This window comes from Phascolarctobacterium sp. Marseille-Q4147, assembly GCF_017968825.1.
Lineage (GTDB): Bacteria > Bacillota > Negativicutes > Acidaminococcales > Acidaminococcaceae > Phascolarctobacterium_A.
This window is the reverse complement of the sequence record NZ_CP072874.1, coordinates 1,179,051-1,193,412: the sequence shown is the minus strand read 5'-3', so window position 1 is coordinate 1,193,412 and position 14,362 is coordinate 1,179,051. Positions and strand designations below refer to the sequence as shown.

The following is a 14,362-nucleotide window of genomic DNA, read 5'->3' as shown; positions in this document are numbered from 1 at the left end:
CCTCAAATCATAACCTGAATTTGCTTCATATATTCTTTCAGAACTTTAAGCATATGCTGCAATTCTTCGCAATCCTCTCTAGATATCTCTAAAAAACCGTAAGAACCCCACTTCTCACTATAAATTGGATAGCGTATATTATTATGCAAGCTACTAAAACGAACATTTTTAAAGACAACGGCTTTCAGTTGATGCTCTAATTGCTGCGACAATACATCATCTTTCCCATATACTAAAAGTTCAAGGAAAAAATCTATCGCTAAATCCAGGGAATGCCCTATAGCCTTTAGTTTAGCTGCATAATAAGTATTGGTTACATCAATCTTGGAGCTTATCGCTGTCTTTACTACTTTTTCCATAGCTTGAATATAATAATAAGCTGATTCGTTATACAAGCCATTTTTAAGGAGCACATCTGCTGCTTTTTCATCGTTCGTAGCATACACACTATACTCATCAGCAATTTCTGTTCCCTTTTTAACGTACCGCATTTTTCCGATTCGTTTATATCTACCAAAATTCATATTATAAAGTACCATCCTACCAATTTTAAAATTTATTATCTAAGCTATAATCTTCACGGAAAGTAAGCGTCAAATCCACCGTGTATGTGTGCGGCGGCTGTACTCCGTTTTATTTAAAATAAAATTCCATGTTTAATATTTTCTCGTTGCCTATCAGTTAAAATGGAATTATGAAGTAGTTCAAAGTTCTTTTGCAATAAATCAATAGATATTTTCCTATAACATTCATGTGGATATATAGTCCTTACAGTTGATAGATCTATTTTTCCATGATCAAATGAACATAAAATAAATCTATTTTTCCCATTTCCAGTTACTAACAATTGATCTACAAGCAATACTCCTTTAGATTTTAATATTAGCTGTTCATGCTCAATCTGTTCAATATAATTCAATATGCTTTCAAATGTAAGGCAAAGGAGAAAACTGTCATATTCTTTATTGTCCAATTGTTGTATTGCATACTCTTTCATGTCAGCTCCTCCTTTCTTAGTTCATCGTTCACATATCAGAGCAAGACACTTTCTAATTATTTCATTAGCCTCATCTTTAGTTTCAATCAGTCTTGTAGAATCCGTACTTCCCATAATATCTCCAAAATGGAATATAGTATCTCTTTGTGATTTATAATAATTATAACACTTCTCTATCTGCGGTTTCCATGAAACATCAGAAATAGTTCCAGTAAAAATATATGCTTCAGACATATCTTTGTTAAAGGTATTAAATGAACGACCAACTGTACCACCAGAGGAAGTTATAAGATATTTTATATGACCTTCCAAAGCTCGTAATGCTGAAAATGCATATTGTGAGTATTCCTCACTTTCAACAAAATAATTCAAATTGATAATAGATTGTCGAATAAGGCGTTTTGTGCTTTCAGGATAATTTGTCGGGAACGTAGGACAAATCGCATTAAAAGAATCATCAATTCTTTTAGAGTCAATATTAGTACGGTATGCACTACTTAAGATAGGTTCTACTCTATTAGTCCCATCTAATTCAATAATTATTGAAATAATTATTTGAAATAGTACCGAATTTTCTCCTTGAACTAATACTTTTTGATTTTTTGACTTGAATAAGGTTGTTACGATTTTACTTCCGTCTAACTCAAACTTATAAACTATTTTAGTTGGATAAGTTGTTGATGTAATTACGATATGTTCATTTTCTTCTTTTATCAACTCTGCAAGAGCCTGAAAATCAGACTCCTTAAAGTATGGCAACACAAACCAATGATCCCCTTGAATTGCCATCTTAGTTTTATCCTGTAAAGCAGATTTGGCAAGCGTATCGGCTTTGTCATTATATTTATTATTACTATGTCCTTTAACTTTTTCAAACTGAATTTCTAAAACTCCATCAAACTTTGTGTGATATATAGAAAGAAACATTTGAGCAACATCGCTTTTAGCGGTCCATTCTCCGCTGACCCATTTACTCAATCCTTCATAGTCATGATATATCTTTATTTTTTCATACCCATTGGAAACCGCCCAATCTAAGGCATTTATTACCCCAAATATTTCACCTATAATATTATTACTTGAGATATACTTTTGGTTACTTCCAAAACCACATAATGAAGTTTCTTTTTTTTCGCTATCAATTAAAACCACACCATACGAATAACAATTCAGTTTATTCTCATAACTACCATCGCAAAACGCAACTAAAAATCCTTTTTCAATATCTTTTTCTACAATTTCATCCCATAAGTCTTTATCTATTAAATAGGCTTCTGCTTCTTCCCTCGAATTAAAGGATTTGAAATCTTGCCCTGGAAACCCTTTTATTGATTCATTACACTCATTCCAGTTATCAAATATACCAACAGTACGACCTACTTTTACCGCATAATATTTCACAAGAACACACCTCCACACAAATCCAAAAACGGATTTTAATATTTAATTATAACTTGTAACATTATAGATGTCAACTATTTCAGGTGAGTTTCGCAGTAGTAGGCACTGTGGGAATGTGTATAACTGACCGTATCAAAGAGCTGTGGGAAACGGCGTTTGCAGGATGTGGGAAAGCCTCGGCTTTTCCATGTGCTGTGAATGTGTTTTCCATCGTTGAAATGATCTGTTATGCACATTTCCATGGTGATAGTTCAATAATTATTCTATAGAATTTTCTATGTACTCAGTCCATGATTTTCCATGAACCTCTCGGCAACAGGTATCTTGCAATATATTTCTAAGACCTATTAAAAAATTAAGATTGATTTTTGCACTATCCTTTTCGTAGATATAACGCCAGTGTTCAAACGCATTAGACATATCAAAAGTATTTCATCAAACATATTTTCATTCTTTGAATTGAACCATAGTTTCATCCTTTGTTCAATATTTAATGTAGTTTCTATATTGCACTAGTCAACAAATTTTAGACACAAATCACAAAAAAATATACAACAAAAATCTCTCTGTTATTCAGCTACACTTCTATAATGCAACTCGCGATATTGAATAGGCGTCAGATAGTTTAAAGAATAAGCAGGACGCTGTTCATTAAAGAAATGAATGTATTCTGTTACTTCATCTACAACAGACTTTTCTCCTGTTACATGAAAATCAGTAAACATTTCTGTTTTTATCCAACCATTAATCGCTTCCATTGCTGCATTATCGGTAGGTGTTCCTGCACGAGACATAGAATGGGTAATGCTATACATTGGCAACAAGTCATTAAATGCCTTAGACGCGTAAACGGAACCTTGGTCTGAATGTAGGATCATTTCATATTCTGGATATTGTTTCTTTAAAGCAATTAAATCCTCCAAACCGCTAATATATGTCATGCGGTCACCTCGTTTAGAAGAAAGAGAATGACTTACAATTTCATTATTCCAAAGGTCCATATACAATGTCAGCTCATAATAAATCCCTTTAACATGAAAAGCAGTCATATCGCTTACAATACATTGTAGCGGTCCATCAATCTGCATTTCTTTCATGAGCAGATTCGGAAAAATCCGGTATGAATCCCCTGGTTTCTTGTATTTGTAATGCTTAGCCTGACTTTTAATACCAGTAATTTTGCAACACTTATGTGCATATGCATCCGAAAGGATAAGACCGGTATCCAGACGAATCTTAGCGTTAAGCCAGCGATATCCGTGAGAAGGATATTTAGCATGGTATTCATTAAAAAGCAAAATATTACTAAGCAGATTCCGCATTTTTGTAGAAGGATGTGAGAGCTTCTTCTTCCATGCATAGAAGCTGCTACGCTGTACATTCATTGTTTCGCATATAAGTTTTACCGGAAATTCGCCAGAGAGTTCTAATATTACTTGGTATTCTTGTTGCCGTATAGAATTACTGTACCATCCCCTTTCACCGCATAGCCTTTTTTTAATCTAGCTTCTGCAATTCTTGCTTTAAGCAACTCACGAATTAATTCTTCCTTGGTCATAGATTGATAATCATCCGTGTTCGCAGAAAGTGCAGGTGCATTGGGACGTATTATATTACATTTTTGTTGTTTACAATTTTTTGCAGGCAGGTTATTCGCATCTCTGTACATACGCATATAGGTACGTGCTGTACCTTCGCAAATATTGTATAACTCTGCTGCTTGATAGCGAGTAATCTCGCTATCATATATTCGGCGACCAATGTCTAATTTTTCTTGTTTAGTGTATTTCATGGTAAACCTCCTGTTTAGACCGAAGTATTGCTTGTCTATTGATATATATATTGGTGTATTCCATTATATATCATCTGTACAAGAAATACCCCCTCTGTGTCTAAAATAAGTTTACCACTTCATCACGGTATAATCACGGGTTTTCTCTATACGGAAAACTGCCATAATCGGACACCTCCTTTCCGTTTTCTAAAAAGGTCGTTTTTCTTGTGATTTTTCCTCTGTGCTGTTTCCGTCAGGATACAGAGATAAATTCTCCTGCCTGTTGTCGGAGAGAGGCATACAGAGAGGAAAAAGGATGATTTTCGCCCCAAAAGAGGGTGCTTTTCAGATGTCACGGTCTTTTGCGTCATAGTGGAGGTTTCCCGCTATCACTTTGGCGTGGTTTCTGATCTTGATAAATCCCTTGTCCTGGTTCTCCCTGGCTTTCTGGTATCCCTGCTCGGTGAGGAACAGACGCATAACGTTCACCTTTATATCCCATAGGGGACTCATGGGAGAGAACATCTAAGACGATCATGTGGCGGGTATCAGGGGCAAAACGCTCTAGAGCCATAATGTCATGGCCGGCCAGTTTCTCCGCCCCGGACTTCTGCCTTGCCTCCGCAAGCATTTCCCCGATGGTTCGGGCTTTCCCTGCAAGTGGTAATTCTTCTGAACATCTTTTACCAGATCCATGCACTCCTTGTCGGAGAGCAGCCGCAGCTTTGACAAAAGGTTTTCTGCGGTCTGCCGGAGTTCCGGGTTTTGGGCATATCGTTTATTCATGGCTATCTCGTCCAGAATGGCTGCCTGGCAGGTGCTTTCTACCTGGTAAACCATTCTCTTTTCATTTTCGGTTAAATTCATGGGATGGGGTCCTTTCTAAAATTTAAATGGTGGCAAAAAAATAACGGCTAAAAATAGCCGTTAAGAGCGAAAAACATTGAGCATAATATGAAACGCTGATATAATATAATTAACACTAGGTGAAACTAGAAATAAAATGGAGGTGTAAATCATGGCAGACGGTAACGCTCCAAAAAGGATATTTCTTCGGAAAATTTTATATCGTATAGATTTCCAACTTATTACTGAAAAAATGCAGGAGGATTTGTTTCAATATGCTGCTGAAAAATATAGCCAATATTTTTCTAATCAGGGAAGTGAGCAGGAAAACTCTGTAGATATTGAAATAAACCCATTGTATCCAGGGATACCTAAAATGAATACGCGACTTCAAAATGTCTTTGTTCTTATACATTCTAAAAGTGATGATAGCGATGGACGTACTATTAAAATTGGAAAAACTTTTATCTATTTAGAATTAGATTTAAATATTGAATCAATGAATCTTCCATATTATGAATGGTTTTCTGACATAGTTGATCATATAAAAACAAATCCAATGTTTAGACCTACACGTGTAGGTCTAAGAAAATTTAATTTGTTTTATATCTTGGATGAAGATAAGCAATCTATTGAAGAAATCTTTCGAATTCCTTTTTTTACAAATGCGGATGTTGATGCATTTGAATTGAGTCAAACGAATACTGCTCAGGTTTATAATACTGAAAATTATACCCTTAATTTTTCACGCGAGTATTCAACGGGCAATTTAAGCAATGCTAGTATTGATAATAAACTAGCACATTTAATTGCGTTCGATTTTGATTTGTATAGCACGGAACAATCAACATTAGATGAATTTATCCAAAATCCTAAAAATGGCTTGATAAAGATGAATGATAAAATTTATCAGTTTTTTACTCATGTAGTAAATGATAATATTGTTGATTTAATTAACGGTGGTGACTTATTAGAGCGATATAAAGTGCTACCTTTTTAAGGAGGCGATATAATGTTTACAAAAGTAAATAAATCACAGGGAACAACTAAATTTCAAACTGTTACTAAAAATAGATTTAGTTCCTTGGTAACAGCTTCTGCTGTAAGTGCTTCAACATTTACACCAAGAGTAAGCAAAACTATAACACCAAATGAAAGTGCAATCATAAGTATAAATAGACGTAGGACATATAAATACAATGAAAAAGGATGAATTATTTTTTAATTATTATAATAAAGTGTCTTGTAAAATATATGTTTTGGGAAGTTCCTCCGAAGGAGAAAGCATTCTTTTTGTGCTTTATGGGGATGATAAGGTAATATATTCATGTGTAACGGATTCATTTCTTTATCAAAATCAACCAGCAGTAAAAGTTATTTTAGATGACGCTAATATCAATCAAATTGCTGACTTGTTTTGGACACACCCACATGACGATCATTCCGATGGATTGATTGAGATTGTAAAAACGTTTAAACCCAAACGTGTATTTTTACCTACCGAGTTGCAGAGTTTACCTAAAAATACAGCTAAAATATCACGCGACGTATTGGATAAATTAAATAGTTATCGTGGTTATGATAAAAGATATAAAACTCATTAACCCAAGATTCAAGGAATTGGAGCAAATTCTCTAATAAAGGATGAAACAATTAAAGTTGGAACAATGCAAATTCCTTTTTCTATTTGTGCGATTTCGCCCTCCCTAGGTAAAATAAGAAAAAAAGCAATAAACCAAGACTACAACGCATTAAATGATTATTCTATTGCTGTTTCAATATTAGTTGGTGATTTTTCATTATTACTAACTGGTGACATTCAAGATCAAATGTTACAATACTTATTAGATGAATTAGTGAAAGAAGTTCCGATTCCCAATATATTGAAGATTCCTCACCATGGGTCAAAGTATTCATTAGGTATTACATCACTTTTTGAAGAAGAACCTAGCTTTGATATTGCAATTACTACAGCAAAAAGTTCTAGTAAACTACCGAAACAAGAAGCATTGGATCATTATAGGACATATAGTAAGCATTTATATAAAATAAATAGTGGAGCTCCAGACTTAGCAATTTGGGGAGTAGAAGTTGATATTTTGCATGCTACCATAACTCAAATTGTTAATAATAATTATGTTGCAGTATAGCTATGGAAAGAATTTGAGATTAAATTTCTTCCATAGCTATAAATATATTTACTAAGAATGTGCTAATTGAACACTTTGCAATCGGGCGAAATCTGTTGAATGAGGTGTAATACCTTAACAGGTCAAACGCCCAGAAAAGCCCGTAAAATCAAGGTTTTCTTGAATGAGAAGTTATGTAGTCGGCAACCGCACGAGGTGGTAAGCCATACTCCTAAGCGGTAGGTCGCCAGTTCGATTCTGTCCAGGATCAGCAAGAAAATTTGATTGCCGTACATGCTTACCTAAGAAGAAAAGTCGCCAGTCCGATTCCACCATTGCGGGTACGCGTGGCCGGGATCAGCATCTCGGAATTATGGCATTGGTCCAAATTTCGGGGTTGGGCTGTTACATGAGTGTGGGTCGACCTAGTCCGTAGTTGTGGGTAAACCTATTACAATATGTGGGTCGGGCTAGTACAAATTTTGTGGTCGACCTAGTCCATGCTACTGGGTTTCAATGGCTGGAGCGTATTGCTCCAGCCATTTTTGTCTTTAAAGAGTGAATTTATCGTATTTGTTGAGACAATAAAGGATTCGGTTACGGGTTCGTTTAAAATTTCTGGTACTGTCAATAGTTTTGCGCAAATTTTTTCAGACATCCTAGCAGAAGTTTAGTTATATAAGTTTAACGGTTAGTGCACTTCACCGTTAAATATCAACTAGCTTCTGCTTTAGATACCTTTGCTTATTAAGTTAAATGATTTTCGTCTTAAATTCTGGCGTGTATTTTTTCTTTGGTATGATTTTGTCCAACATTTTCTGTATATACTTAATATACCATACACGCCTATTTTTTCAAAGTCTGGTCCAGTTCCTAGTGTCCATTATACTGTTGATTTTCTCGATAAAATTCATCTACTATAAACTCATCGCTTTCTCCCCACATAGCAGTAGCAGGAGTCGTTAAGCACCAGTAAGTATGACTTTTCGCAAACAACATATAGGCTTCATCAAAGCTGATTTTATTTTGTGCAGCAATAAGCTCAACTACATGCCGCAGCTTTTCATAAATATCGAGCGTTAAATCCATACCCTTATAAATATATTTACTAGTCAACTTCGTACCTCCTCACTAACTTGATATATCTAAGCGCTTTTTCTGTATTAAGGCAAACCTGGTCATTAACTTTAAAATAAGCTAAGCGCTCTAATGCTTCTTCAACAGTATAAGTACCATTCATATAACGATTTACTGTGAGCATGGTATTATCATCAGCAACAGGTCCTATTACAACATCATATTCATGCTGCACGCCGCCTAAAGCCCGATTCATTTTTATAAATTCTAACCAGTCCTTCGTTAAGCCTTGAAAAGATTTACATTTCAGTTCTTCACTAAAAGTAAATTCATAAACATATACATAAGCAACCTTAGCAGCATTTCTTAATGCTATGTTTTTTGCCCAGGCTTCAGCTTGTGCTTGAATGGTGGTTGTATAAAACCCTTTGCCAAAATCCCTTTTATTCTTTGATTTGCTTAGGTCAATATTTTCAAAACCAAAAGCAGTTCCGTGATATACTATAATTTTTTTCATGCGCTCACCTGCTTTAGCATATCTTCAGCAAAGAGAGCTACTTCATCTAAGTCCAACATATGCAAAACTGCATATTGTGAGCGAATAGCTGGTATAACATTATGCTTACCAAATAGCTGTAATACATTTTCTGTTTTCATATTATGCTTTTGAGCGTATTCCTCTACTGCTGCAATAACAAGCAAATTGCAATCTTTAATATCCTGTTCAGACATAGTTAGCACCACCTTTTCCATAGCTGTTTACTCAAATATATTATACCATATTATCTTCACCATACAGGCACATTATACGCAATAATATATACTGGATAGCAAACCCTGAAAAATCACTCTTATATAGTTTTTGTATACTAGGCACTTTTTCGCCAAAAATTACCTTTTTTTGCGCAAACTAAAACCGCCCCCAAACCTAGACTGGGAGCGGTTTTCTTGGTGATCCCGGCCAGAATCGAACTGGCGACCTACCGCTTAGGAGGCGGTTGCTCTATCCTACTGAGCTACGGAACCATAAAAACAGCTCAGGCAGAACTCAAGCCATTCCGCCCAAGCTGTATTAAATATTATACCGCAAAAACAAAATACTGGCAATGAGGAAACAGCAAGTTATGCGTCAGCAAGCTTCTCCTCTTTTTCCTTTGCCAAAAACTCCGCCACAGCAGGCAGATTATCAAAAATAAACTGCTGCGCTGCCTGCGGATAAAAGTTAATATAATAAATCTCTCCGGTGGCTTGTCTTACACGCTTTTCGGTAACAATACCCAACGCAGAACCCTTTTCTGTCGGAATTTTATTGCGCCCATCCTCTGGCAACTGCAGATAACCGGTATTTTCCAACCATCTGCCAAGCTCCACCGTAGTAAGATTATGCATTTCCTTATCTGCAAAGGTATCATTAATATATTTTACAAGCTTTGTGATATTGGTAGCTTCAGTCATAGGCTGCAGCCTGCTCAGGTCATCCTGCTCCACAACAAAGCTGCTTTTAACTGCCTTAGAAGTTTTGGGTGCAACCTTAAAGCTCGTGCTCTGCGACACCAGATTCATAATCTTACCGTAAACAGCAATCACCTCTGCGGCATCGGCAAGCGCCTCTTGTACCTGCGCGCTCTGCACAACCTCAAGTGAAAGCTCTTCTTCGGCAAAAGGATGTCTGTTTTGGCTCATACGGTGAATAACATTGTAAGCATTGCGTAATTTGTTGATATCCAGCATCTGCATTTCTCCTATTCTTCACACAAATTTTATAAACAAAAAGGCAGACTCTGCTATATCAAGAGTCTGCCCTAAAACAATCAGCAGTTAATGTGCTTCTGCCAGCACCTCAGCGGCGATATCGTCCGCCATTCCCGGAGGCATGCTCCATTCAACACGCACGCCGGTTTTACCCCAAAGACGGGTGAGCGCTACTTGAAACGCCTCCTTACTGGAAAGCGGCTCCAGCGTTATCGTAGCAAAATCACGGATAGTATCACCCTGCGGCACATCCAGACTCAACGGAGTTGCCAGATACTTTTCGACAGCAGCCTTAGCTTCGGCAACAGCCTCCGGCAAGGTTACTACGGCAGTCTTATCCGCTTCGTTATATTCTACATAGCCATAATGGCAATTATAATTCAAGGTTACAGCATAATTACTCATTTTAATCCCCCTCTACTCTTGTTACTAATTATAACAACTTAAGCACATAATATCAATATAAGGATTTAAGTAAGCAATTAAAATATAAGTCTTTCTTAGCCTGTAATCCTTGATAAATATAATGCATCACTATTATCTGCGGCTGAATACAGGCTGCAGACGCTTTTCCATCGGCAGCTTGTCGGCAGTCACCGCCAACTGCGCCATCTCGTACAAAGTGCTTTGCGCGCTCACAGGCTCCAGCTTATTGCGTACACGGCGATAGCTGCCGTTGGACTGCATCATATGCGCGCCCACGTTATCGCGCAGATACAAATCCAGCAGCGCCTTGATGCGATGGATATGCTCCTCTGTTTCTACCGGGAAGAACAGCTCTACGCGGTCATTAAGGTTACGCGGCATCCAGTCGGCACTGGAAAGATACAGCTGCTCTTCGCCGCCGTTGGCAAACCAGAAGATACGGCTGTGCTCCAGCTGACGGCCCACAATGCTTCGGACCGTGATATTGTCGCTGATGCCCTCAATACCCGTGCGCAGACCGCAGATACCGCGCACAATCAAATCGATATGCACGCCTGCGGCAGAAGCCTCGTACAGCTTCTGGATTACGGGCTGGTCAATCAGCGAGTTCATCTTGGCGATGATATGTCCCTCACGACCGGAACGCACCATAGCAATTTCATTATCAATCAGCGCGTAAATCTTCTCGCGCAGTCCCAGCGGCGCCATAACCAGCTTGTTCCAAACCGGTGGCTCGCTGTAACCGCTGAGCAGATTGAAGAACGCCGAAGCATCGCTGCCGAACTCGTCATTGGCTGTCATCAGGCCAAGGTCGGTATACAGCTTTGCGGTGCTGTCGTTATAGTTGCCTGTACCCAGATGCAGATAACGCCTGATGCCGTTATCCTCCTTGCGCACAATCAGAATAATTTTGGCATGTGTCTTTAAGCCTACCAAACCGTAGATAACATGGCAGCCTGCTTTTTCCAGACGGCGCGCCCAGAGAATATTATTTTCCTCATCAAAACGTGCCTTAAGCTCTACCAGTACGGTTACCTGCTTGCCGTTTTCCGCAGCACGCGCCAGCGCAGCAACGATAGGACTGTTGCCGCTCACACGGTACAGCGTCTGCTTAATTGCCAGCACCTGCGGATCATCGGCAGCATCGCTCACCAGCTTAACTACCGGGTCAAAGCTTTCGTAGGGGTGATGCAGCAAAATATCATTTTCACGGATAGCGGCGAACAAATCGCTGTCATCCGGCAGCTCCAGCGGACGCTGTGGCACAAATGGCTCATACAGCCACGGCCACATGCCCTTCATACCGATAAATTTAAAGAAGCAGGTCGGGTCCAGAGGTCCGTTGATTTCATAAACTTCCATCTCCGTAACATCCAGATTTTCCTCCAGGAATCTTTTGATACGATTATTATTCGTTTTGAAGATTTCCAGACGTACAGCAGCGCCGCGCTTACGCTTACGCAGCGATTCCTCAACCTCCTTCATCAGGTCAACGCTGTCATCCTCTTCCAAGTCAAGGTCACTGTCACGCGTTACTCTGAAGGACACCATATCCAGAATATGGCAGCCCTTGAACAGATCATGGCAATGGCTGGCGATAATATCCTCCAAAAATACGAAGGTACGCTTGCCCTCAGGCTCAACCTCCACAATGCGGTCCAATACGCTCGGCACCTGAATCAGGCCCATGCTGTGCTCGCCGTCGGCCTTAATCAGCTCAACAGCAAGGTTCAGTGTTTTATTGGCCAAAAACGGGAAGGGACGCGAAGCATCTACCGCCATCGGTGTCAATACCGGGAAAACAACCTCACGGTAATATTCCTCCAGCCAGTCCTTGCCCAGCTCGCTCAAATCCTTAACGCGGCGGAAATGCAGCTTCACCGCATCCATTTCTGCCATCAGCGCAATCAGCGATTTTGTCTGAGTGCGCACCTGCTCATGCGCTGCCTGCGAAATAGCCACCAGTTGCTCATGCACCGACATGCCGGAGGCATCGCGCTTTTCTACGCCGCTGTCAAAATTGCTCCACAAACCGGCTACGCGCACCATAAAGAATTCATCTAAGTTAGAGGCCGAAATGGCGATAAACTTCAGGCGCTCCAGCAGCGGTGTGTCCTTAACCATTGCTTCCTTGAGCACGCGCAGATTAAATTTCAACCAGCTCAGCTCGCGGTTATAAAAATACTCAGGCTTTGTCAAATCTAATTTTCCCATTACTTATTCACCCGTTCCAAAATCGGTTCAATACCAAAAACTTCCTCAAAGAAAGTTGATTTATCATCAAATGTCCAGATTTCCAACGTCAAATCCTCTTTACTTGCTGCCAAAACCTTCAGCTTATTATCCTTCAGCGTTACAGTGCAGCTGTGGATTTTTTGCATATAACTGCGGTCTAAGGCATCGGCCAGACGCACAATGGCAGCCAGCTTGGCCACAACAGGCACCAGCTCCTTTTCCACATGCGGAGCAAGCGTATTGGTCTTGTCAAACAGTCTGTTGGCATGATAATACGATGCCAGCGCTACGATTTTCTTATCCTTCTCGCTCAGGCCGATAATATCCGTAGACATAATCAGCTGATAGGTGTAGATAGAGTGACTGCGCATGCAGATGTATTTGCCTATATCATGCAAAATGCAGGTTGCACGCAAAAGCAGGCGCTCATGCTCGCCCATGCCGTAAGCCTTGGCAATCTTGTCGAAAATAATCAGCGACAGGCGCTCCACCTGCTGAGCATGCTTCTTATCATACAGATAACGGGCGCCGATGGTATGGAAAAGGCTGATAAGCTCCTGCTCCAGCTCCTTACGCATGACAGGGTTCGTTTTATTGCCGATATGCAGCAGCTGGATGCCGTCGATAAAGCGGTCTGCCGTAATAATAATTTCCTTGGCGGGAATCAGATGCAGCAGCTGTTCATAAAGCAGCACCGTAGGCAGCACAAGCTCCGCAACATTTTCCGGCAGCTTGTATACCTGAATCAGCTGCGGCAGGCTCATCTGACGCATGCTGTCGAAAAAGGCATGGAAATCCGCCGCCTTGATGCGATGCACCTTCTGCTGCTCATCCAGTCCCAGCATACGCAGCAAAAGCTCGGTCTCTGTACCGGACAGCACCAGATAACGCACCTTGCTGTCACCCAGCTCATTTCTTACCGGGCCGATTGTACTGCTGAGGAACTCCGTCAGCGCCTTGTTAAAATGCATGCTTTCACGGCGATTGCGTTCAAAGCTCTCCTTAATACGGATAATACCGATATGGAAGTTGCCCTGATAGCAGATTTTTTCATCGCGCACCAGCGTTACACCCAAACCGCCGGAGGAAATATCCATCATCAGCATGCCCTCACGCTCGGTAGAAATTTTTTCTGCCTTCAGAGTATTACGGATAGCCACAAATTTGGTGTAAATCTCCTTCGGCATATCAACAACATCGACAACAAGTCCCGTTTTGTTATAAATCTGATCCAGCAGAAAAACCTGATTGCTAGCCTCACGCACGGCAGTTGTCGCCTGCATAACATATTCCTCTACACCGTATTCCTTCATCAGACGCTTGAAGCCGATAAGAATTTCGCAGATTTCGGAAACCAGCGGGAAAGGAATTATTTTATTTTTAAAAGTTGCCTCACCCAGGCGAATGCGTCGGTTGCAGCACTCAATAACCTTATACCTTTCGGTATTGTGATATTCGGTAATCTGCATACTGAGCATCTCCGAGCCTAGATGAATAGCAGCAAAGGTTGTGTAATTTTTACGCTTCATTAGCTAAGCCTCCAAAACAGTATGTTATTGTTATAATTCGGGTTTCTTAACAAAAATCCTGCGAAAAAATCAAAATTATACAGTAATTTAACAAGTTAACACGAATTTTACTTTTTCACGCAGGATTTTTTCAGGTTATGGGTAATATAATAAATATATCGTTAAAATAGAATAATCGGAGTTTATAGAAACACCC

Annotated in this window: 17 protein-coding genes, 1 tRNA gene and 1 pseudogene; 4 read left to right on the top strand and 15 right to left on the bottom strand. The window is 39.6% G+C overall.

The annotated features are described in order from the left end of the window. Positions 1-2: 2 nt before the first annotated feature. From KAH19_RS05660 to KAH19_RS11050, 7 genes and pseudogenes are all read right to left on the bottom strand, one after another. Positions 3-524, bottom strand: a complete 522-nt coding sequence (locus tag KAH19_RS05660; RefSeq protein WP_210685460.1) for a HEPN domain-containing protein — start codon at positions 522-524, stop codon at positions 3-5. Positions 525-637: 113 nt separating this feature from the next. Next, positions 638-997, bottom strand: a complete 360-nt coding sequence (locus KAH19_RS05655) for a type II toxin-antitoxin system RnlB family antitoxin (RefSeq protein WP_210685459.1) — start codon at positions 995-997, stop codon at positions 638-640. A gap of 21 nt (positions 998-1,018) precedes the next feature. Next, positions 1,019-2,398 (bottom strand): viroplasmin family protein, encoded by a 1,380-nt coding sequence (locus KAH19_RS05650; RefSeq protein ID WP_210685458.1) that lies wholly within the window; start codon positions 2,396-2,398, stop codon positions 1,019-1,021. 569 nt (positions 2,399-2,967) lie between these two features. Then, positions 2,968-3,831, bottom strand: coding sequence for an IS3 family transposase (locus tag KAH19_RS05645; RefSeq protein WP_246869461.1), 864 nt, complete (start codon positions 3,829-3,831; stop codon positions 2,968-2,970). Then, the gene (locus KAH19_RS05640) at positions 3,831-4,190 is read right to left on the bottom strand and encodes a hypothetical protein (RefSeq protein WP_210683834.1); all 360 of its coding nucleotides are present in this window, start codon (positions 4,188-4,190) and stop codon (positions 3,831-3,833) included. Before KAH19_RS05640 ends, KAH19_RS05645 begins: the two co-directional genes overlap by 1 nt. Positions 4,191-4,517: 327 nt before the next feature. Further along, entirely contained in the window at positions 4,518-4,652 is a 135-nt protein-coding gene (locus KAH19_RS11055) for a DUF5720 family protein (RefSeq protein ID WP_371816689.1), read from the bottom strand. A 73-nt stretch (positions 4,653-4,725) separates the two neighbouring features. Next, a pseudogene (locus tag KAH19_RS11050) lies at positions 4,726-4,803 on the bottom strand (DUF5720 family protein); the annotation flags it as partial. A gap of 387 nt (positions 4,804-5,190) precedes the next feature. Between KAH19_RS11050 and KAH19_RS05630 the strand changes: the two are divergent. The 4 genes from KAH19_RS05630 to KAH19_RS05615 all read left to right on the top strand — a co-directional run bounded on the left by KAH19_RS05630 (position 5,191) and on the right by KAH19_RS05615 (position 7,168). Next, complete coding sequence (locus KAH19_RS05630) at positions 5,191-6,018, top strand: hypothetical protein (RefSeq protein ID WP_210685456.1); 828 nt, start codon at positions 5,191-5,193, stop codon at positions 6,016-6,018. Between the two features lie 12 nt (positions 6,019-6,030). Continuing rightward, complete coding sequence (locus KAH19_RS05625) at positions 6,031-6,231, top strand: hypothetical protein (protein WP_210685455.1); 201 nt, start codon at positions 6,031-6,033, stop codon at positions 6,229-6,231. Then, a complete protein-coding gene (locus KAH19_RS05620) occupies positions 6,218-6,622 on the top strand; it encodes a hypothetical protein (RefSeq protein ID WP_210685454.1) in 405 nt (134 codons plus the stop codon). The genes KAH19_RS05625 and KAH19_RS05620 overlap by 14 nt, the downstream gene beginning before the upstream one ends. A 63-nt stretch (positions 6,623-6,685) precedes the next feature. After that, the gene (locus KAH19_RS05615; protein ID WP_210685453.1) at positions 6,686-7,168 is read left to right on the top strand and encodes a hypothetical protein; all 483 of its coding nucleotides are present in this window, start codon (positions 6,686-6,688) and stop codon (positions 7,166-7,168) included. Between the two features lie 852 nt (positions 7,169-8,020). Here KAH19_RS05615 and KAH19_RS05610 read toward each other — a convergent pair. The 8 genes from KAH19_RS05610 to KAH19_RS05575 all read right to left on the bottom strand — a co-directional run bounded on the left by KAH19_RS05610 (position 8,021) and on the right by KAH19_RS05575 (position 14,166). Further along, a complete protein-coding gene (locus tag KAH19_RS05610) occupies positions 8,021-8,263 on the bottom strand; it encodes a hypothetical protein (protein ID WP_210685452.1) in 243 nt (80 codons plus the stop codon). Continuing rightward, a complete protein-coding gene (locus tag KAH19_RS05605) occupies positions 8,256-8,741 on the bottom strand; it encodes a DUF3990 domain-containing protein (protein WP_210685451.1) in 486 nt (161 codons plus the stop codon). The genes KAH19_RS05610 and KAH19_RS05605 overlap by 8 nt, the downstream gene beginning before the upstream one ends. After that, positions 8,738-8,956 (bottom strand): DUF3791 domain-containing protein, encoded by a 219-nt coding sequence (locus KAH19_RS05600; RefSeq protein WP_210685450.1) that lies wholly within the window; start codon positions 8,954-8,956, stop codon positions 8,738-8,740. The genes KAH19_RS05605 and KAH19_RS05600 overlap by 4 nt, the downstream gene beginning before the upstream one ends. 217 nt (positions 8,957-9,173) lie before the next feature. Beyond that, positions 9,174-9,250 (bottom strand) — tRNA-Arg (locus KAH19_RS05595). A gap of 96 nt (positions 9,251-9,346) precedes the next feature. Next, entirely contained in the window at positions 9,347-9,955 is a 609-nt protein-coding gene (locus KAH19_RS05590; protein WP_210685449.1) for a hypothetical protein, read from the bottom strand. Positions 9,956-10,042: 87 nt separating this feature from the next. Continuing rightward, positions 10,043-10,381 carry a hypothetical protein gene (locus KAH19_RS05585; RefSeq protein WP_009146478.1) on the bottom strand — a complete coding sequence of 113 codons (339 nt, stop codon included), beginning with the start codon at positions 10,379-10,381 and terminating at the stop codon, positions 10,043-10,045. 132 nt (positions 10,382-10,513) lie between these two features. After that, positions 10,514-12,616 carry an RNA degradosome polyphosphate kinase gene (locus KAH19_RS05580; RefSeq protein ID WP_210685448.1) on the bottom strand — a complete coding sequence of 701 codons (2,103 nt, stop codon included), beginning with the start codon at positions 12,614-12,616 and terminating at the stop codon, positions 10,514-10,516. After that, a complete protein-coding gene (locus tag KAH19_RS05575) occupies positions 12,616-14,166 on the bottom strand; it encodes an HD domain-containing protein (protein ID WP_210685447.1) in 1,551 nt (516 codons plus the stop codon). Before KAH19_RS05575 ends, KAH19_RS05580 begins: the two co-directional genes overlap by 1 nt. Between the last annotated feature and the right edge of the window lie 196 nt (positions 14,167-14,362).

What these genes read in the sequence shown, in the direction of transcription:
- KAH19_RS05620 (WP_210685454.1), top strand. Translation starts at nt 6,218, where the DNA reads ATGAAAAAGGATGAATTATTTTTTAATTATTATAATAAAGTGTCTTGT.
- KAH19_RS05615 (WP_210685453.1), top strand. Translation starts at nt 6,686, where the DNA reads ATGCAAATTCCTTTTTCTATTTGTGCGATTTCGCCCTCCCTAGGTAAA.
- KAH19_RS05655 (WP_210685459.1), bottom strand. Translation starts at nt 997, where the DNA reads ATGAAAGAGTATGCAATACAACAATTGGACAATAAAGAATATGACAGT.
- KAH19_RS05575 (WP_210685447.1), bottom strand. Translation starts at nt 14,166, where the DNA reads ATGAAGCGTAAAAATTACACAACCTTTGCTGCTATTCATCTAGGCTCG.
- KAH19_RS05640 (WP_210683834.1), bottom strand. Translation starts at nt 4,190, where the DNA reads ATGAAATACACTAAACAAGAAAAATTAGACATTGGTCGCCGAATATAT.
- KAH19_RS05590 (WP_210685449.1), bottom strand. Translation starts at nt 9,955, where the DNA reads ATGCTGGATATCAACAAATTACGCAATGCTTACAATGTTATTCACCGT.
- KAH19_RS05630 (WP_210685456.1), top strand. Translation starts at nt 5,191, where the DNA reads ATGGCAGACGGTAACGCTCCAAAAAGGATATTTCTTCGGAAAATTTTA.
- KAH19_RS05605 (WP_210685451.1), bottom strand. Translation starts at nt 8,741, where the DNA reads ATGAAAAAAATTATAGTATATCACGGAACTGCTTTTGGTTTTGAAAAT.
- KAH19_RS05660 (WP_210685460.1), bottom strand. Translation starts at nt 524, where the DNA reads ATGAATTTTGGTAGATATAAACGAATCGGAAAAATGCGGTACGTTAAA.
- KAH19_RS05600 (WP_210685450.1), bottom strand. Translation starts at nt 8,956, where the DNA reads ATGTCTGAACAGGATATTAAAGATTGCAATTTGCTTGTTATTGCAGCA.
- KAH19_RS05585 (WP_009146478.1), bottom strand. Translation starts at nt 10,381, where the DNA reads ATGAGTAATTATGCTGTAACCTTGAATTATAATTGCCATTATGGCTAT.
- KAH19_RS11055 (WP_371816689.1), bottom strand. Translation starts at nt 4,652, where the DNA reads ATGCGTCTGTTCCTCACCGAGCAGGGATACCAGAAAGCCAGGGAGAAC.
- KAH19_RS05625 (WP_210685455.1), top strand. Translation starts at nt 6,031, where the DNA reads ATGTTTACAAAAGTAAATAAATCACAGGGAACAACTAAATTTCAAACT.
- KAH19_RS05580 (WP_210685448.1), bottom strand. Translation starts at nt 12,616, where the DNA reads ATGGGAAAATTAGATTTGACAAAGCCTGAGTATTTTTATAACCGCGAG.